Below are 20,180 nucleotides of genomic sequence, written 5' to 3' on the forward strand. Positions count from 1 at the left end.
ATTAATATTTATAAACCTCTAGTGAGTCGTTATTTTTAGCAATGAATATTTCATTATTAATTATTTTTACATCTCTTATTTGTCCATTTACTTTTAAACCTTTTCCAGTTTGGTGATATTTAAAATTTCCACCACCTATATTTTCTAAATAATTTCCAAAAGACGCATCATACCTACCAAATTCAGGCATTACACCATTTAAATTACCTCCTAAAAGTATGTCTTGGTCACCATCATTATCAAAATCTGCAGTGGTTATAGCGTAAATTGGCGAGAACTGTGTTTCGTTAGGTAATGCCTTTACTTCAAAATTAAAATCACCTTGGTTTAATAAAACAACTGAACTAAGTATATTAACTTCTAAAACTAAACTACTATCTAGTTGCTCCTTTGTAAAAATATCTTGGATTGTGGCGTCTTTAAATGATTCATAATCCGGATACTTTTTACTTAAATACTTTAGTTGGTCTACCAAATTATGTCTTAAAGCGTATGGGTACTCCTTTCCATTATTCGCTGTAAAGGCTAATATAGGATCTGAATAGCTATTCCCATCATAATCGTTTGCATATAGTTTTATTGGAGAACTCTCCGTAGCTTTAAACCTACTATTTAACCCATGATTCCCAACTATTAAATCCATATCCCCATCACCATCTAAATCACTTTGTTCAATGGTATTCCACCACCCTTTTAAGTTTGATAACTGATTATTTTTTGATTCTGTAAAACGTCCATTTTGATTTTCGAAAACTCGAATCCCCATAAACTCACCAACAACAACTAGATCTTTAAACCCGTTTTTATTAATATCTATAAACAATGCATCCGTTATCATTCCTAAATCTTTAAATCTAGGGGCAAGTTCATTCGATTTCTCTTCAAAATTACCTTTACCATCATTAACTAGTAAGAATCCTGAACCTGCCATTCCATAGGCGTTCGGTATGGTTCTTTCTCCTACAAATAAATCAATATCCCCATCATTATCAATATCAGCTGCTGTTACAGTACTACTGCTATGATAACCTATTGGTGTTGGCAATATTTGATTTGAAACGGTAAAATCTCCGTTTCCATTATTGATATATAGCTTGTCTAAATAATTAGGGCTGAATTTTGAAAACTCTACACCTCCACTACACACGTAAAGATCTAAATCCCCGTCACCATCAGCATCAAAAAACACACTCTCGGTATCTTCAGCAGTTTTATTCTTTTCAAAAACTTTAGAAGAGCTTGGTATAAAACGATTGTTCTTTTGAATAAATAACTTTGACTCATTACTTTTTGAACCTCCAATAAAAATATCTTGTTGACCATCATTATTAACATCACCTATCGACATTTTCGGCCCTTCTGCACTTCGCATAAAGGGTAATAAGCGCTCAACATTAAAATCGATATAGTTACTTTCTTTATGAACAAAGTCTAAGATATTTTCTGCTTTTGTAAAAAGATTCTCAGTTTCAGTTTTATTTAAAGAAGAATCCATAGTCAAATTAGCATCTTTTTCTTCTAAAATAATTATTTTATTAGCCTCAACATTTTGCAACATCGACACTTTCCCTGAAGGCCAAATAACCGTTAATGTTAAGCTGTCTTTATCTTTAAAGCCAAAGTTTGGTCTGTTATCCATAGAAGACTGAAAACCTCTTACTGGCTGCTGTTCTAAATAATAAGTGTTTGATTTATTGCTCAATTTTAATTTAGCACCAACTGCATTTTTATTTAGACCTTCTCCTTTTAAAACAACTTTTAAATAATGCGCTTCGGGGTCATTTAAATTATTTTGATAAACAAATAATGGCATGTTTACATTATTGACAATCAAATCCATATCACCATCATTATCTAAATCGCCATAAGCGGCGCCATTTGAAAAGCCTTTAGTATTTAATCCGTTTTCTTGACGTTCAAATTTCAAATTGCCCGAGTTTACATAGGCATGATTTTTCACTTTATTTGAAGGAATAATATCAATCAGTTTTTTGTAATCCACTTGATTGTTATTTACAACAGACTCAATCACTTCTTGATTCGAAATATATTTTAAATAATCCTGATTGGTCAAGTCTTTGTATATGCCATTGGCAATAAATAAGTCTTTTAATCCATCATTATTCATATCAAAAAATAAGGCTCCCCAACTCCAATCAGATGCTTCCACACCACTAAATCTTCCTATTTCACTGAAAGTTAAATTGTTATTATTTAGTTGTAATGTATTTCTTGTAAACTGGTGGTAGTAATCGTTCTTTAGGTTGTATTGATACTTATTCCAGTCTTCAAAAGTTGTAACAGTTTTTAATCTATCATATTCACTGGGAAGCATTTCGGTTATAAAAATATCGTTATAACCATCATTATTAATATCTGCAGCATCGGCTCCCATAGAAGCGCCACTTATTGAGTTTATCGAACTTGTTAAACACTCTTTAAACGTTCCATCTTTTTGATTGATGTATAAATAGTCGCGTTCAAAAAAATCATTTGAAACGTAAATATCTTGCCAATTATCGTTATTCATATCGCCCACGGTAACGCCTAAACCAAAACCAATAACACTTCCATAAATACCCGCTTTTTCACTAACGTCAATAAACTTTCCGTCTTTATTTTCAAAAAGTTTATCACCTCCCAAAACATCTCTTTTTGGGCGTTCATTTTTAGTAAGGTTAAAACTCCCTATGGCCTGATATGAATTATTTAGAAGGTAAACATCTAAATCCCCATCTTGGTCATAATCAAAAAAGGAAGCATGTGTAGAATACCCTTTATCATCTAACCCTAATTCTTCAGCACGTTCAGTAAAAGTTAAATCACCATTATTTATAAAAAATTCGTTTTGTTTATTGTCGCCCTTAACATCACCGGAATTACAAACATAAATATCCAAAAAACCATCAGCATTAATATCAACCATTGAAACTCCTGTAGACCAAGCTTTTGTTCCAGCAGTTCCTGATTTTTCGGTAATGTCTTCAAATTGAAAATTTCCTTTATTCAAATACAATTTGTTTTCGTTCATATTAGAAGTTAAGTAAACATCTTCTAATCCATCGTTATTAATATCGCCAATGGCAACACCGCCACCATTGTAGAAATTTCTGTATCGATATACATTAAACTCATCAGTAGATTCCAAATCATTACTAAAATTAATCCCCGTTATTTCTGGAGGCAATAATTCAAATTGAGGCTTTATTTCCTTTTGAGCTTCGTCTTTTTTATTGCAAGAAAACGCTATAAGAAGTAAACAATATATATATATATGTTTCATTTTTTAAATTTTACTTTTTCAAATGATTAAGCTTGTATTTTAAATCTTCAATCAATACAGAAACGTCTCTATCTGTTTCTGTTTTCAATTGAATTTGTCTATTTCCATCAACTTTCACCAAAGTATTCTTAACTTTCATGAATGCGTTCCCAGGGTACCATTTCATTAAAGAATCCTGTATTACAGGCAAAAGATCATCAGATTCTAAATCTTTGTTCCATGGCGCCCACGCTACATAAGAAAATGTTACGTCCATTGCTGTTATAATATCTTCAGGATTAAATTTTGCGTAAAACAGCATTTTAATTTTTTTTGTTGTTTGGGTGCTGTCTTTTGGATATAAAATAGTTTGCACATTTTCATTTTTTCCTCCATGAGTCGCAATACCTTGTTTGTTTAGATTCCAACAAATTTCATAAAACTCCTTTCTAGTTTGACCAAATTCCAAACCATGAAAAACACTATTGTATGTCTTACCACTAGCTAATTCCCTTTTAACAAGTTTTGTATATTCTGATTGGCAAGAACACACCAAAATTATTACTAAAAAAATTCCTAACTTTTTTAAACTATTTAATTTCATAAACTTTTAAACTATCGTTATTAATCGTAGTTAATAAATAATTTCTATCATTTATTTTACCAATATTAAAATCTCTAATCTGTCCTTTAATATTTAATGGAATAACATTATTAAATTGATGTTTATCATCTCCATATAATAGCCACCCACGGGAGGCATCTTGTCTTCCAAATTGAGGTTTAACCAAATATTGGTTGCCACCAAAAATAACATCTAAATTACCATCGCTATTTACATCAAAAACAACTATAGCTTCAACGTTTGAATATTGAATTTCCACTGGTAAATCTTGGGCTTTAAATGTATTATTTTTATTTATAAATAATGTCGTTTTTGTTGTATTTATATCGAGAATAATGGCTTTATCTAGTTGCTCTTTGCTAAAAATAGTTTGTATGGTTGCATTTGAAAAATCTTTATAAAATAGTAGTTTTTGTTTTAAACTAGCTATTTGCGAAATCAGCTCATCTCTGTCCAAAATAGGGTAATAATTATTGCCCCTTTTATAGCAAATAATTTGCTCAACCGTACCATTATTATCAAAATCTGAAACATACATTCTTATACCTTCATTGAAAAAAGAATTTGTTCCTTTATTGCCAGCGAGTATATCTAAACTTCCATCTTTATTAACATCAACTAATTTGAGTGTTTTCCAATAACCTGAAGTGTTTTCTAAACCAAATGATTTTGTTTCGTTGGTTAAGACACCCTTTTTATTTATGAAAATTGAAACAGGCATCCACTCGCCAACCACAATTAAATCTTTAACGCCGTCATTATTTAAATCTGCCCATTGAGAATCTGTAATTAAACCAATATTACTTAATGATTGCTGTTTTGAGAATTCAAATTTATTACCTCCTTTATTTTCTAAAATATAACCACTGGTTGGAATTCCATAGGTTTCCACTTGAAAACGTTCTCCTATAAAAATATCAACATCTCCATCTTGGTCGAAATCATAAACAGAAACTGTAGAAGAGCTTATTGGAGATTTGAATGGTAAAGCGTTTGAACTTAAGCTGAAATTACTATTACCATCGTTAATATAAAGTCTGTCATTTAAAGAAAAGTCAAATTTTGAAAAAGACTTACCTCCACTACATACGTATAAATCTAAATCTCCATCATTATCACTATCAAAAAATATGGCATCAGTATCTTCGGATTTTGAATTTAATTCAAATGGTGCTTTAATTTCTTTATAACTTTTATCGGGTTGTGATAAAAACAAACTTCCAGAATATCCTTTAGCGCCTCCTATATAAAAATCAGGATTTCCATCATTATTGATATCTTCACTTGCAATATTAGGTCCTTCATTATTAAACATCTCGGGTAGCAATTGCTCTCTGTTAAAATCTACAGCATTATTTTCGTTATGCTTAAAATTTATCAACTTATCAGTGAGTTGCAATGGATTATTTGAATTCTGATTACCAAAATTCTGTTTTATCAAAGTATCCAATGACGGCTGCGTATAATTATAAACCTGATTAGTCTTTAAATTTTGATGTTTACTTTTTGTTCCGTTAGGCCAACTAATAATTAAACTATCAACGGTTTTACTAGCACCTGTACCAAATAACAAATCGGGTGAAACCGAACTTTGAAACCCTCTAGATGGAAAATTTTCTAAAATACTATATGAATTATCAAAGTATATTTCCGCTTTAGCGCCTATGGCAAATGTGTTTTGAAAATCGCCTTTTAGCTTTAATGTAATACTACTTTGCAACGTAGTATCTGATTGGTTTTCGTAAATAAAAGCTAACATATTTACATTGTTTACTACTAAATCTAAATCGCCATCATTATCAAGATCACCATATGCACTTCCATTACTAAAACTTGGAGTGTCTAAACCCCAATTTATAGATTCATCCGTGAATTCAAAATTGCCATGATTCTTAAATGCCACATTTGGAACTGGTTGCGATGGCATAAGGTTGATTAGTTTTTTCATGACCTGCTTGTCATTTTTAATCATATCACGTATTTGATCTTCATTTGCCATATAGACTAAGTAATCCCTGTCAAGCAAGTCTTTAGCAATACCATTACTAACAAAAATATCCTTTAAACCATCATTATCGGCGTCAAACAAAAGAGATGCCCAACTCCATTCAGAAGCGGCTACATTAGAAAACCTGCTTACTTCAAAAAAAGTATCATCGCCCATATTTCTATGCAATGCATTTCGCGAAAACTGATAGTGATACCCATTTTTAACCTCCATATCATATTTATTCCATGACTCAAAAAGCGTTTTGGTGCGCTGTCTTTCTAAGGTTTTTGGCAGCATTTCTGTTACCATAATATCGATTCTGGAATCGTTATTTAAATCAGCTGCATCGGCACCCATAGAACCCATCGAAATAGATTCAAATTGATTTTCTAAATGATCTTTAAACGTGCCGTCTTGTTGATTTACATAAAAATAATCCCGCTCAAAAAAGTCGTTTGAAATAAAAATATCTGGCCAACTGTCGTTATTATAATCACTTACCGTTATGCCCAATCCAAAACCAATGGCGCTAGAATAAATATTGGCTTCTTGTGTAATATCAACAAAAAATCCATTATTGTTTCTTAAAAACTTATTACCAGTAGTTGTGGGTTTATTACGCTGGTCTTTTATCAAATCATAATTCCCAACAGCTCTTATAGAGTTGCTTAATAAATAACAGTCTAAGTCTCCATCTTTATCATAATCAAAAAAATTAGCCTGTACAGATAAACCAACTATATCTAAACCATATTTTTTTGATTGCTCTGAAAATGTTAAATCACCATTATTAATAAATAATTCGTTATGCCGATTAGATTGATTACTTGGTGGTCCCGCTTTACAAACATAAATATCTAGCAAACCATCGTGGTTTATATCAACAAATGTTACACCTGAAGACCAAACATTGTCACAGGCTACTCCAGCTTTTTCGGTTATGTTTTCAAAAAGCCAATTACCCTTATTTAAATACAATTGATTGTTGACTAAATTCCCTGTAAAATAAATATCTAATAGTCCATCGTTATTAATATCGCCTAGAGCAACTCCACCGCCGTTATAAAAATTTTTATAGGTATATGGGTTTAGCTCTTCAGTTTCTACTAAGGTGTTTTCAAAATTAATATGAGTGCTCTTAATTTTGAAAAGTGTACTAGTTTTATCCTTCGCTTTAGTACAGGAGAACGTCACTAATAAAATTAGTATGTAATAAAATAACTTCAATTTATCAGGAAATAAATTCATAAAAAAACGGGTTATCAAATATAGCTGATAACCCGTTTATATTAAAACAAAAACTCTAATTAATAACCAGGGTTTTGTGTTAAAGTTCCTCCACTTGCATCAATTTGCTCTTGTGGAATTGGGAATACATTTCTGAATGCTGCAGAAGCAGGTTTTTCCCACCATGCATCATTATATTTACCAAAGCGAATTAAGTCTTGACGACGTGTTACTTCCATAAACATTTCACGACCTCTTTCTGCTAAAAAGTCATCAGCAGTTAAAGAACCTAAAGCAGAAACACCTGCTCTTGCTCTGATTGTGTTTACATCTGTTAAAGCAACGTTCCAGTCACCTGCAACTCTCGCATCAGCTTCACCACGGATTAAATACATATCACCTAAACGAATGATTGGCATATCGTTATCCATGTTATCTCTTTGTCCTTGACGGAAACTAAATTTACCTAAACGCGCACCACCTTGTCTCGAAGCATTAGGCTCTAATTCATTAATATCAGTTGTATAAACTAATGATATATCAGCTTCTGTACTAGCATAATCTAAAATGGCAGAACCTTCGTAATCAGCTTGTGGTCCTACAATAAAGTTTGCTGTCTTACGCTTATCAGCCGCATCATAAGAATTGTAAAAATCTTCTAATGCAGAATATCCATTCCATGGTTGATTTTGTAAATTCCACGTAAACTGACTTGAATAGTGTAACGTCATTTGTGCGAAATTCATATTCGTACCAGAAACATTGTCGTAAGCAATAGCCCAAACAATTTCAGGATTCGTATTGTTATTAGGTGCAAAAACCGCTGCATACCCTTCTAAGGTATCTGGATCAGAAGCTACACTAGGTCTTTTAGCTGGATTAGGTACTGAACAACCTGTATCACATAAAGTATATCCGCCATTGTCAATTACATAACCTGCAGCAACAGACGCTTCAGCATATCTAGGAGTGCCTGTATAAACTCCAGCATTTAAATATAATTTAGCAAGTAATCCTAAAGCCGCAAAACGATTAATTCTGTAACGTGTTTGAGACGCACTTAATGGACTAGATGATAAATCCATTCCAATTACACTTGCAATTCCTAAAGACGCTAATAACTCGCTTTCTACAAAATTAAAAACTTGTGCTCTTGTAGATTGTGGAGCATCCGTACCAGGTGTTGTTACTAATTTTACTCTTCCGTAAAGGTCAAGTAATCTATAGTAGAAAAATGCACGTAATGCTCTTACTTGAGCGGTTTGATTTGCATCTAGGTTTCCGGCAGCTAAAGCTGTATTACAAGCTCCAATTGCAGAATATTGCTGACCCCATGTCCCGTTTACAGGACCGTTTGTTGGTCCGTAAGTATGTCTGTGCATATCAATCCAGATACCACCATCATACCAGTCACCACCTTTTTGGGTAATTGCTGCCTCATCAGATGATACTGTTTGAACTGACCAATATCCACCATGGTTCGCAGAACCTGATTCTCTTAATTGGTTATATGCAGACGATACTGCATCCGATGGTCCTGAACCACCGCCATCAAAAGTACCAAAGGTTGGTTCTTCACCATTAAATGGTTCGCTTACTTCACCAACAAGTACTTCGTCTAAATCTGTACATGCACCTGCAAAAATAAGTGCACTACTCATTAAAATTAATTTAAAAATGTTTTTCATAGTTTTTTTTATTAAAAGTTAACATTTACACCTAAGGTAATTGTTCTGGATGCAAAATAATTATATCTTCTATCTATACCTGGAGTTAAAGGATCAGCATTAAAGCCTAAGAATCCTCCATTATCAACCGAACCTCTATCTGTTAAAGCCGGCTCAGGGTCAGCACCTGTATATCCTGTAATGGTAAACAAGTTTTGAGCACTTAATGACACTCTTAAGTTTTTAATGTATTTGTTATCATCAGAAATATCAAAATTATAACCTACTGATATGTTATCTAACTTAACAAAATCTGCTTTCTCTACATACAAAGAACTGAATTTCGCATTTGTGATAGCTGGATCAGCATACTTTGTATTAATAAGGTTGTAAGATCCTTGACTTCCAACTCTAGGCTCATAAAATACTCTAAAGTTATTTACTAAACTGTGTCCGAAAGCACCTCTAAAAAACGCATTAACATCCCAGTTTTTATACGTTAATGTATGAGACCATCCTAATTCGAAATCTGGAATACCTTTACCTAATTTAGCTAAATCTCCATCTCTTACACCATCTTCATTCGCGTCAATAATATTACCTATCAACTGTTCTGCTTGGATTGTACCATCACCATTAACATCAACAAAGTTCTGGCTACCATTAGTAACTGTACCATCCCAAATTGGACCCCAAATTTCACCAATTGCTTCACCTGGAGCAACTAAAATCACTGCTGTATCATTTTGCCCAGGAGCACCTAAGTTTCCTCTTAATGTTGTAGCGTCAAAAGAATCTAAGGTTGTTTTGTAACTAGATAATACGATTCCCGAGTTATATGTTAAATCCTCCTTTTTAATAATATCATAATTTAATGCTAATTCAAAACCATTGGTAGATAAGTCTCCACCATTTTCAACTCTTTGTCCAGTTGGGTAAACGGCTACATCAACAGCTCTTTGTAAGATGAAATCTTTTACTTGACGCGTATATAAATCTAAAGTAGCTGATAAGCGTCCTGCATTAAACTCAATACCAAAGTTAGTCTCCGCTTTTTGCTCCCATTTTAAATCTGGGTTAGCATCTGTAACTTGATTAGTACTTAATAAATCAGCCGTAGGACTAAATCTTGCATTCGCTAAACCGTAGTCAGAAGGTAAAGAACCTGTAACACCGTATCCTAAACGTACTTTAAATAAATCTACATTATTAAAGTCTACATATTTGTTTAAGTCTACACCTAAACCAAATGCTGGAAATGTACCCCATTTATTGTTTTCACCTAATTTAGTTGAACCTTCTCTACGTAAAGATGCATTAAAATAAATAGCATCATCAAAAGTAGCATTAGCTCTTGCAAAGAATGCAATAATTCTTTGCTCCGGCGATCTGTTACTGTTAATAGATATTTGTCCTGCATTAATTTGATCTTGAGACCACTCTAAAGCATCTAAATAAGCTAAATCATCATTTGGAAAATCTCCAGCAGATAAGAAATAATCATTAAATGTTTCTTCTTGCCAAGAGTAACCTCCTGTAAACTTTAAGTTTAATTTCTCAGATGGGTCAATACTAATATCGCCATATAATTCAAATAACTTAAATCTATCGTCTCTAGTGTAAAGTCTAGCTAAACCTTTTCTAAACGGGCTACTAGCACCTCCTCTAAACAATGATGTTGTTCTATAGTACTCACCATTGGTTAATTTTTTAAATTGCTCAGAATACGTACCGTTTAAAGTAATATTTTGTGTAACCGAATATTTAAAATTAGCACCATAAGTAAATTCATTACGACTACCATTATTAGTATTCTGATTTACAATAGACACTGGGTTAAAACTGTCGAATAAACCAAGTGTTTCAAAATACCCTCCATAAGGATCCGGGTTATAAGGATATGGTGAATCTACACCTAAAACTGGCGCTGTTGGATTATAAAGCACTGCGTAACGTAACGCCTCGTTAAATCCAAATTCTGAATCTCTTTTTGTATAAGATGCATTAAAATCAATCTTTAATTTATCGTCTAAGATAACTGTAGAAGCTTGAAGTCTCGTGTTAAATTGCTTAAAACCAGAATTTTCTAAAATACCTTGAGCATCTCTAAAGTTTGTTGAAACTCTAAAGCTAGTTTGATCGTATCCTCCAGAAATCGCCACATTGTGAATATTTGACACAGCATCTCTAGTCACTAAATCCATCCAATCTGTTCTACTACCTAAATCAGTACCACCAGCTGCGGCAAATTCATCACCACTCATATTCTCTACTTGATTCGCAATAGATGCAATTGCAACAGAACCATTATAATCTACTGAAGTCGTTCCTGCCCTACCTCTTTTAGTAGTAACAATAATTACACCACTAGAACCACGTGATCCATAAATTGCAGCTGCAGAACCATCTTTAAGCACCGTCATACTGTCAATATCACTCGGGTCAATGTTGTTTAATGACGCTCCAATGATACCATCAATTACAATTAATGGCGATGAGTTTGAACCTACTGTTGAAATACCTCTTAAACGAATAACAGCATCCTCATTCGGGCTACCACCTTTGTTATAGATACTTAAACCCGCTACTTTACCTTGAAGTAACTCAGACGGGTTGTTAATTGTACCACGGTTAAATTCTTCTTCGCCTACTTTCGTTACAGCAGAAGTAATTTCCTTTTTTGTAGTACTACCATACCCAACAACTACAACCTCATCAAGTTGAGCTGCATCTTCAGCAAGCGTTACATTTACTGTAGTACCTGAAACAACTACTTCTTGAGTTAAATAACCAATGTAAGAAAACACTAAAGTATCTCCATCATTAGCATTAATTTGGAAGTTCCCATCAAAATCTGTTACAGTTCCTACCGATGTCCCTTTTACCAAAACGTTTACTCCTGGTAGAGGCCCTGATGCATCAGAAACAGTACCTGTTACTGATTGCGCATAGATAAAGCTTCCAAATAGCATGACCATAGGAAGCAAAAGCTTTTTTAGTAATTTGTTTTTCATATTGAGTTTAGTTAATAATTAATTGTTTGTTAGTTTCTAAATTAATGTGATAGGTAAAAATAAATAATCAATACCTTTTACCTGTTTATTTTTATTCACTGAAAGAATTTGAACAAAATGTTAAAGTTTCCATAAAATTTATAAAAACAAATTTTGCATTTTTAAAAGTAATAATTAAAAAAAAATTAAAAAAAGGCATTTTTTTTAACCGAAAACGTTTTCGGTCGTTGCGAATATAGTAATAATAGGGCTTCCCAATTCATTTTTATTAAATTTCTATGGTATTTTTTTATAGAGTAAATAAATTTAAAAGTCTTAATTTACAAATTTATCAATAGAACCCAAAAAAATGTATGGTTTTAACAGTAAAAAATAATGAATTGTAGGTGTTTTGAGATGAAATAAATTTGTTTCATGAAATATTTTTAAATTATCTTTAGTTTCAAGTTAAATCAATAACGTTAATAGCAAAATATGCCAAAGGTTACTTTAAAAGTACTTGCAAATAAACTTGGGCTTTCAACCTCCACAGTTTCTAAAGCTTTAAAAGATTACTCTGATATAAATGAAGAAACAAAATTAAAAGTACAAGAGTTAGCTAAAAGTTTAAATTATACACCTAATGCTTTTGCTCAAGGTTTAAGAAATCAAGAGTCTAAAATTGTAGGTGTTATAATCCCTTCTATGGTTCATTATTTTTTTTCAAATATTATTGATGGCATTTTAAAAGAAGCCGAGGAAAGAAACTATATGGTTGTGTTAATGCAATCTAATGAAGATTATGATCTTGAGAAAAAGCAAGTTGATGTACTTTTAAGCAAAGGTGTTGATGGTATTATTATTTCTTTAGCAAATAAAACCAGAGATTTTAGCCATTTAGCAAAAATTATAGATTATAATATTCCTCTCATTCTGGTTGATAAAATCGCTAAAACGATTAATTGTTCTAAAGTTTTAATAGATGATAGAAAAGCCTCGTATGATGCTGTTAACTATCTTATACAAAAAGGTTACAAACGGATTGCTCATTTTAGAGGTGATTTAAACCCTCAAAATTCTATTGACCGTTTTTTGGGTTATAAAAAGGCTTTATTAGACAATAATATTGAGTTCGATCCTTCCTTGGTTTATGTATGTGATAACAATTCTGATTTTTCAGATGGATATGAAAATGCTGAAAAGCTTATAGCAGACCATGGAAATAATGTTGATGCCCTTTTTACGGTAAACGATCTTTTAGCAATAGGTGCCATCAATTATTTTAATGAAAATAATATAAAGATTCCTGAGCGAATTGCTGTGTTTGGTTTTAGCAATTGGTTTATGTCATCAGTTATCTCGCCTTCTCTATCTTCGATTGAACAAAATGGGACTAAAATGGGTGAAAAATCAGCACAAATATTATTTCAAGAAATTGAAAGTAAACACAAACAAAAACCAATTGAATTTCAAAAAGTTATAATTGACACCGAATTAATTATTAGAAAATCCTGTTAGTTATAAAATTATTTAAACTTAAATTCTTGAATTTTCAGATTCTCAATTTTAAAGGTTTTATCATCTGAATGAATCGAAAACGTATCTAAAGGTTGGTTTGGAAAAAACAATTCGGTCATAACAGTTTCTCCGTTATTATAAAAAACCTCAATGGATGTTTTATCCAAAAGTATTTGTACTTTAAGATTTTGCAGTTTTTCGGATACTTTAACTTTTGAAACGTGAGGTGCAAATTTTTCAGAAAAATTTACTTTTCCTGACTTTGTTCTATCCAAATAAAATTCATTATTCTCATTATCCAATCCTAAGGCAAGTGTATCTCCTTCTTTGTTACTTAATATGAAGCTATAATTTGCATCTTTCAAATTTTTTAAATCAAATTGAAGATTTAGTTTTGCCATATTAATTTTGGCAGTATTAAATAGTGCTGAAAGTTCAGTTGGATTAACAGAATCCTTTTCAATCTCCTTTTCAACGTAATTATAAACCTCATTTACAGGTAAACTCTGCACATAATAAGACTGATTACTCTCTATAAGTTTAAGCTCTCTCGCAACAGTCATACTACTACGCCATTTAAATGTTGGAACATCTCTAGCATAATCCCAATTAGACATCCAACCTATAAATAATCGTCTACCGTCTGACTCAGGAATGTTTGACCAAGTTACACCTGCATAGTTATCTCTACCATAATCTAACCAAATAGCTTTATGATGTTGTAACTGATTTAAAAATTTCTCATTAGGAGTAAATGATTTACCATCAAAATCTCCAACAAAATATTGTGCAGCACTACCACCGTTTGGTCCTGCAGGATTAATACTTACTATTAACACCCATTTTGTTTCATCGCTTCCCTCAACTTTCATTGGGAACAAATCCGGACATTCCCAAACACCTCCATGCGCTCCTAATTGTTCACCAAATTCAGATTCAAATTTCCAATCTTTTAAATTTAATGAGCTATAAAACATAATTTTATTACCAGCGGCTAAAGACATAATCCATTTATTACTAGAATCGTCCCAAATAACTTTAGGGTCTCTAAAATCTTTAATTCCTGGATTTGGAATGACTGGATTCTTATCATACTTTGTCCAAGTCATCCCTTCATCTAAGGAATATGCAATGGCTTGCGTTTGAAAATCTAGTCTGCCATCCTTTTCACCTTGCATATTATGATAGGTATATATGGCGACTATTGGTGTAATACCATCTTTTCCAAAACCAGAGGTGTTATTTTTATCAACTACAGCACTACCGGAAAAAATCAATCCTATTTCATCAGGGTAAAGCGCAATAGGTTGTTCTTCCCATGTAACCATATCTTTACTAATAGCATGTCCCCAATGCATGGGACCCCAAACATTTCCATCAGGATAATACTGAAAATATAAGTGGTATTTTCCATTTAAATAAAACATCCCATTAGGGTCGTTCATCCAATTTGCTTTAGGTGTAAAATGGAAATTAGGTCTGTAAAGCTTTTCTACGATACTATCTAAATTTGAAGTCGTTAAAGCATCTTTAGTATTGCTCTTATTTTCTTTTTTACAACTTATTGTTGTAATTAATAAGGCAAAAATTAAAACTAAGAATAGTGCATTAGTATATTTTTTATTTCTCATCTCTTATAAGTTTTTTACTTAATTCTTCTAACGAAATACCTTTGGTTTCTACCATCATAAAAATCACAAACAACAACTGAAAAACCATCATAATAGCAAATATCATAAACACCACGCCGGCTCCTATAGTTGAAAAAAGTACTGGAACTAATGATGGAATTATAGCTGCCAATATCCAATGGGTTGATGTACCGAAAGATTGTCCACTTGCCCTTAAGTGATTTGGGAATATCTCAGAAATATAAACCCAGATTATCGCACCTTGCCCTATAGCATGTGAGGCTATAAACATGAATAAAAAGATAGGAACCGCCATTCCTTCCCAATCTAAAAAGAATGCCATAGAAACCAATCCTAAAGATATGATATAACCAATGGAACCAATGTACATTAACACCTTTCTACCCAAACGGTCAATTAAAAAAACACCAAATAGTGTAAATATTAAATTAGTAACGCCAATACCAATACTACTTAATAAAGCGGTGCTTTCTCCTAAACCGGCTTCTTCAAAAATTCTTGGAGCGTAATACAAAAAGGCATTTATTCCAGAAAACTGATTGAACATAGCTATTAAAAAAGCAAGCATCAAGGGAAAACGGTATTTTTTCATAAAGATATTTTCACCAGAAGTATGGCTTTCACTTTCAATTTTAATCTCTTGCATTAAGGCCTCTGCATCACCTTCAGGATTTATAATTTCTAAAACCTGTTTAGCCTCCTCATTTCTCCCTTTAGAAATTAGCCATCTCGGGCTTTTGGGCACTGTAAAAACCAAAACTGTATAAATAATAGCAGGAAATGCCTCAACACCAATCATCCATCTCCATGCATTTTCGCCCACATTTCTTAATAAATAATTTGATAAAAATGCTATTAAAATTCCAAGAACAATATTAAACTGATACAACGCTACTAAACGCCCTCTGTCCTTTGCTGGAGAAATTTCAGAAACATACGCCGGAGCTGCAATGGTAGATGCTCCTACACCTACTCCACCTAAAAATCTGAAAAAGGCAAATGTGTAAGGATCATTTACTAAGGCAGACCCTACCGCAGAAATAAAATAAAATAATCCAATCCAAATTAAAGTTGTTTTTCTACCTAATCTATTGGTTGGAATGCCTCCAAACAACGCGCCAAAAACCGTTCCCCATAAAGCCATCGCCATGACAACCGACCCATGAAAAGCATCGGACGAACCCCATAGGGCTTGCAATTTTTTGTCGGCACCAGAAATTACCACAGTATCAAACCCGAAAAGGAAACCAGCTAAAGCAGCGGTAATGGACCAGATTAAAATTTTATTATTCATAATTAGTTTAGTTAGTTTAAATTGGTCTGTTAAATTAATCAATCTTCTTAAGAAACTTCAGTTAATAGTTTATAATTGATGTTTAATAGCTCGAAATCGATTTCGATTTATATTATAAATTCAAAATTTTTTAGCAATTTCAATGATTTAAAAATTGCCTATAATCTTCAGGAGTGTCAATATCTATTAAAATTTGAGACGATTTTAATTCAAGCGATACAATGTTTTTGTCAGCATTATTTAACAAGAATTTTGCACCTTTATCTCCTTTAAGCTTTAAAAGATTCTTAAAATACATCGAAGGAAAAATAGCTGGTACGCCATTTACGTTTCCGTAATTAGAAGCAACAATTTTAGCCTCACTTTTATATAGTTTAATGAGTTTGTTTATATAATGCGAATCAACATTGGGTTGATCTGCAAGAAGAAATAAAATGGCATTGGTTGATGTGTTTAAGCTTTGAATATGTTTAACTCCTGCTTTAATGCTAGAACTTAAGCCTTCTTTCCAATTTGAGTTAATTACAAAAGCAACCTCTTCACTTTGTATTTTGTTAATAATTGTTTTAGCATTTGCCCCTAACACACAAAACACTTTATCTACATTAGAATCCAGAGCATTTTTAATGACAGCCTGTAAAAGCGTTTCGTTTTTAAAAGGTAATAATTGTTTGACACTTCCCATTCTAGAAGCACTTCCTGCTGCCAATATTATAACCGAAATATGTTTCAATTTTGAGCACGAATTTTTCCAGAGATGGTTTTTAAATGTATGGGCTTTTTATTTCTAACCATAGCCAAAATTTCTGATAAAATAGACAAAGCTATTTCCTCTGGTGTAATAGCACCTATATTTAATCCTGCGGGACTGTGAATTGTATCTAAAAATGTTTCGGCTAATTCAGACGTATATTCAAACAATTCGTTTTGTAATTGCTCGCGTCTTCTGGCTGAACCTAAAATACCTATATAAGGTAATTTGCAGTCTTTTAATTTTAAAAGATATCTTAAATCTTGCGCATAATTATGAGTCATTAATACTACCGCGCATTGATTATCCAAACTACTTGTAATGAAAGCTTCGGGTGTATTAGCGGTTACCGTTTTTGCCCCAGGAAAATCATTAAGTTGTTTTGGGTCTTTTATTGATGTTACCACATCGACTTCCCAACCTAAAAGCGCAGCCATTTTACATAACTTTACGGCGTCATGCTCGCCTCCAATTATTAAGAGTTTAAAACAAGGTGGAAATATTTGCTTAAATTCTTTTACACTACCTTTTTTATCTAGTTGAATAGAATGATTTGGATGAAAAATGAAGGATTCATTATTTTCAAATGTAATTCTTGAGAAGAAATCTCCAATACATTCGTCTTCTTTTTTGTAATTAGATGTTATGGTAAATGTACGTCTGTTTTCTAATTCGTAAAACAATATTTTTTCTAATTCCTTTGAAACTTCAAAGGGTTCCAATAAAATATACAAAACACCTTCACAACCTAAACGGTAACGACCATCATAAGTCATGATTTTTGAAACACCTGTTTTAAAAACTGACTGCGCTCTTCGTAACACTTCCTTTTCAACACAACCGCCACTCACAGCTCCAACCATATCACCATCACTTGACAATAACATACGAACTCCTGGATGTCTGTACGATGAGCCATCTAAGTCAACAACTGTGGCTAATACACTTTTTATATTGGAAGCTTGATTTAAAATCGCAGCTTCTACTATTTGTTTAAACTCATGTGTCATTCAACTAAGGTAGCAAAAATCATTATTAAAATAGTTTCTGTATAAATTAAAAAGCCCATGTAATTATAATTTACATGGGCTTTTTATATCTGATGAACAAATTTAGCTTACTTTTTGCTTTTCCTTCATTTTTTCTAAAAGCATTAACTCTCTTTGTATTTCTTCTTTTCTTTTGTTGAAAGCCATAACACGCTCGTCAACAATTTTTTGATTTTCAAGTCGTCTTTGGCGTCTTAACTCTTCTTTTTCTAATTGTTTTTTCTGCTCTCTTTTCTGAACCATTTTTTCTCGAAAAACTGATAAATAAGAATAGCCATACATGCTTAAGAATAACAATGCAATAATTCCTAATATAATATAACCGTTGTCCATACTTTTTTAAATGAAGGGTTAAAGGATTAACATAAAAAATTTTGTTTAAAGTACTTAATTTTTAATTTATTTACAATTAAAAGCTAAATATTTATGTAAAGGTATAAAAATTGACATCTTTAACTTCAATAAAAAAGGTGAAGTACTTAAAAAAAAGATGAATGTTTAACTTAAAACACAACAGCCTAGTCTTTATACCGTTCGTCTAATGGCAACGTATTTTTTAATGCTATATAAAAGTTAAAAAGCTTTTATCTTTTGTATTCAGATAAAAGCTTTTTAAAATAATTTAGGTTAAGTGAATTCTATTTATAAATAGATATTATTTACCACTCATATGAGCGTTATAAGACCAGATTTCGTCCCATGAATTAGTGAATAAATTATCTCCCATATCTAAAAAACTTTGCCATTTATCTTTTCCAATAGTTTTATTAAAAGTATCCATAAATGAAATCGAATCATCATCAAACTCGGTCCAATTTTTATAAAAACTTACCGAAGCTACATGTCTACCTAAATTTCCTTGTCTGAATTCATTATAATATAATCCCCAAGGATTATCTCCTTCCATAGCTTTAACGGTATTCCCCACCATGGTAAAAAATGGTTCGATGGCGTATCCAGCATCCTCATTTATTTCTCCATATCTAACAAAAATCAGTGGATATTTAGCATTATCACCATCCATCATATCCATATTAGATATTTTAGTATCCATTCTCCAGTATTCACTAGTATTAATCTTTTTAATATAAGGCATTACATTATCTCTCCAATCTTCATCATGACCTCCTGCCGAAGGACGAGAGTCTAAATGGGTATAAGTTACTGGCCCCATCATCCACACGATTTTCCCAGTATTTGGCCCTGTTGAAATATTATACACTGCCGCCTTGTAAGGTCCATCTTTATGGTATTTAGCATTGTGCTTTCTCATATTTTCTCCCAGAACAGCCAGTTTTGTGTAATCGGGAGTAAGCATAATAGACTCAAGCATAACATAACTTTTAGAATCATCTTGAGCATTTAAATTAGTGTTAGCGCATAAAAATACAAGCGCCAATAGTTGTGAAAAAATCAATTTTTTAAACATAATTAAAATTGTTTAGTTGGTTAGTAAACCGCATAACTTTTATACAGTTGCTATTAAAAAATGTTTAGGGGAAATTAAAATTACTTACTATCGCAAAAGGGTTCGCGATTTAGTTGAGAGATCAAAACCTGAAGCACATAAATATACAAGTTTTAATCGAAAAAAAATAGAAAAGTGAATGTTTTTATAACAAAACTCTTTAAATAAGAGTGTGTTGTTTATTTAGAGTAAAAAAATAATTACCCTACTAAGAGCATAAGCACGTTGAATTATCTTAATAACTTAAGACGTATTAAATCAAGATTAAAAAGACGTATTAAATCAAGATTAAAATATTTGAATTTCTTTATAAATCAGTTACATCACCAGTCCATTGCAACATACCGCCTTCGAGGTTATAGGCGTTTTCAAAACCTAATTCCTCCATAATTTTACATGCTTGCCCGCTTCTATTTCCAGAGCGACAATACACATAGTAGCTTTTACTTTTATCTAAAGCTTCAATTTCATTAATAAACTCCTGACCTTTATAAATATCGATATGAATGGCATTAGGGATGATCCCTTCGGCAACTTCATCATCTGTTCTTACATCTAAAATCACAGCATTATCATCATTTGCTAATTGCTCTTTCCATTCATCTTGAGATAAATCTTCCATGTTGTTTTTATAATAATTTAGAAATACAAACTTACTATTTATTACATTATAGATGAAAAAAA

At 32.1% G+C, this 20,180-nt stretch carries 13 protein-coding genes; 1 reads left to right on the forward strand and 12 read right to left on the reverse strand.

Going from position 1 to position 20,180, the window contains the following annotated elements:
• Position 1 precedes the first annotated feature (1 nt).
• From L3X39_RS07455 to L3X39_RS07475, 5 genes are read right to left on the reverse strand one after another with little or no spacing between them, the layout of a single operon-like run.
• Positions 2-3,283, reverse strand: a complete 3,282-nt coding sequence (locus tag L3X39_RS07455; protein WP_237231146.1) for a VCBS repeat-containing protein — start codon at positions 3,281-3,283, stop codon at positions 2-4.
• 10 nt (positions 3,284-3,293) lie between these two features.
• Entirely contained in the window at positions 3,294-3,866 is a 573-nt protein-coding gene (locus tag L3X39_RS07460) for a hypothetical protein (protein WP_237231147.1), read from the reverse strand.
• Positions 3,853-7,125, reverse strand: coding sequence for a VCBS repeat-containing protein (locus tag L3X39_RS07465; RefSeq protein ID WP_237231148.1), 3,273 nt, complete (start codon positions 7,123-7,125; stop codon positions 3,853-3,855). The genes L3X39_RS07460 and L3X39_RS07465 overlap by 14 nt, the downstream gene beginning before the upstream one ends.
• A gap of 59 nt (positions 7,126-7,184) precedes the next feature.
• Positions 7,185-8,792 carry a RagB/SusD family nutrient uptake outer membrane protein gene (locus tag L3X39_RS07470; RefSeq protein WP_237231149.1) on the reverse strand — a complete coding sequence of 536 codons (1,608 nt, stop codon included), beginning with the start codon at positions 8,790-8,792 and terminating at the stop codon, positions 7,185-7,187.
• 11 nt (positions 8,793-8,803) lie between these two features.
• Positions 8,804-11,785 carry a SusC/RagA family TonB-linked outer membrane protein gene (locus L3X39_RS07475; protein WP_237231150.1) on the reverse strand — a complete coding sequence of 994 codons (2,982 nt, stop codon included), beginning with the start codon at positions 11,783-11,785 and terminating at the stop codon, positions 8,804-8,806.
• A gap of 474 nt (positions 11,786-12,259) precedes the next feature.
• Between L3X39_RS07475 and L3X39_RS07480 the strand changes: the two genes are divergently transcribed.
• Positions 12,260-13,282 (forward strand): LacI family DNA-binding transcriptional regulator, encoded by a 1,023-nt coding sequence (locus tag L3X39_RS07480; protein ID WP_237231151.1) that lies wholly within the window; start codon positions 12,260-12,262, stop codon positions 13,280-13,282.
• 8 nt (positions 13,283-13,290) lie between these two features.
• On the opposite strand, the gene L3X39_RS07485 is transcribed toward L3X39_RS07480, so the two are convergent.
• The 7 genes from L3X39_RS07485 to L3X39_RS07515 form a co-directional block, all read right to left on the reverse strand.
• On the reverse strand, positions 13,291-14,913 hold the full coding sequence (locus L3X39_RS07485) for a glycoside hydrolase family 32 protein (RefSeq protein WP_237231152.1): 1,623 nt from the start codon (positions 14,911-14,913) through the stop codon (positions 13,291-13,293).
• Complete coding sequence (locus L3X39_RS07490) at positions 14,903-16,228, reverse strand: sugar porter family MFS transporter (RefSeq protein ID WP_237231153.1); 1,326 nt, start codon at positions 16,226-16,228, stop codon at positions 14,903-14,905. The genes L3X39_RS07485 and L3X39_RS07490 overlap by 11 nt, the downstream gene beginning before the upstream one ends.
• 139 nt (positions 16,229-16,367) lie before the next feature.
• Positions 16,368-16,961 (reverse strand): nucleotidyltransferase family protein, encoded by a 594-nt coding sequence (locus L3X39_RS07495; protein ID WP_237231154.1) that lies wholly within the window; start codon positions 16,959-16,961, stop codon positions 16,368-16,370.
• Positions 16,958-17,989, reverse strand: a complete 1,032-nt coding sequence (locus L3X39_RS07500) for an XdhC family protein (RefSeq protein ID WP_237231155.1) — start codon at positions 17,987-17,989, stop codon at positions 16,958-16,960. The genes L3X39_RS07495 and L3X39_RS07500 overlap by 4 nt, the downstream gene beginning before the upstream one ends.
• A gap of 102 nt (positions 17,990-18,091) precedes the next feature.
• Complete coding sequence (locus L3X39_RS07505) at positions 18,092-18,361, reverse strand: hypothetical protein (RefSeq protein WP_237231156.1); 270 nt, start codon at positions 18,359-18,361, stop codon at positions 18,092-18,094.
• Between the two features lie 322 nt (positions 18,362-18,683).
• On the reverse strand, positions 18,684-19,457 hold the full coding sequence (locus L3X39_RS07510; RefSeq protein ID WP_237231157.1) for a hypothetical protein: 774 nt from the start codon (positions 19,455-19,457) through the stop codon (positions 18,684-18,686).
• Between the two features lie 346 nt (positions 19,458-19,803).
• Positions 19,804-20,118 carry a rhodanese-like domain-containing protein gene (locus L3X39_RS07515; protein WP_237231158.1) on the reverse strand — a complete coding sequence of 105 codons (315 nt, stop codon included), beginning with the start codon at positions 20,116-20,118 and terminating at the stop codon, positions 19,804-19,806.
• Positions 20,119-20,180: the final 62 nt, after the last annotated feature.

The organism is Flaviramulus multivorans (genome assembly GCF_021728415.1).
GTDB lineage: Bacteria > Bacteroidota > Bacteroidia > Flavobacteriales > Flavobacteriaceae > Sabulilitoribacter > Sabulilitoribacter multivorans.

Coding starts and splice junctions, on each gene's coding strand:
- L3X39_RS07465 (WP_237231148.1), bottom strand. CDS start 7,125: ATGAATTTATTTCCTGATAAATTGAAGTTATTTTATTACATACTAATT.
- L3X39_RS07485 (WP_237231152.1), bottom strand. CDS start 14,913: ATGAGAAATAAAAAATATACTAATGCACTATTCTTAGTTTTAATTTTT.
- L3X39_RS07490 (WP_237231153.1), bottom strand. CDS start 16,228: ATGAATAATAAAATTTTAATCTGGTCCATTACCGCTGCTTTAGCTGGT.
- L3X39_RS07510 (WP_237231157.1), bottom strand. CDS start 19,457: ATGTTTAAAAAATTGATTTTTTCACAACTATTGGCGCTTGTATTTTTA.
- L3X39_RS07515 (WP_237231158.1), bottom strand. CDS start 20,118: ATGGAAGATTTATCTCAAGATGAATGGAAAGAGCAATTAGCAAATGAT.
- L3X39_RS07480 (WP_237231151.1), top strand. CDS start 12,260: ATGCCAAAGGTTACTTTAAAAGTACTTGCAAATAAACTTGGGCTTTCA.
- L3X39_RS07470 (WP_237231149.1), bottom strand. CDS start 8,792: ATGAAAAACATTTTTAAATTAATTTTAATGAGTAGTGCACTTATTTTT.
- L3X39_RS07460 (WP_237231147.1), bottom strand. CDS start 3,866: ATGAAATTAAATAGTTTAAAAAAGTTAGGAATTTTTTTAGTAATAATT.
- L3X39_RS07455 (WP_237231146.1), bottom strand. CDS start 3,283: ATGAAACATATATATATATATTGTTTACTTCTTATAGCGTTTTCTTGC.
- L3X39_RS07475 (WP_237231150.1), bottom strand. CDS start 11,785: ATGAAAAACAAATTACTAAAAAAGCTTTTGCTTCCTATGGTCATGCTA.
- L3X39_RS07505 (WP_237231156.1), bottom strand. CDS start 18,361: ATGGACAACGGTTATATTATATTAGGAATTATTGCATTGTTATTCTTA.
- L3X39_RS07500 (WP_237231155.1), bottom strand. CDS start 17,989: ATGACACATGAGTTTAAACAAATAGTAGAAGCTGCGATTTTAAATCAA.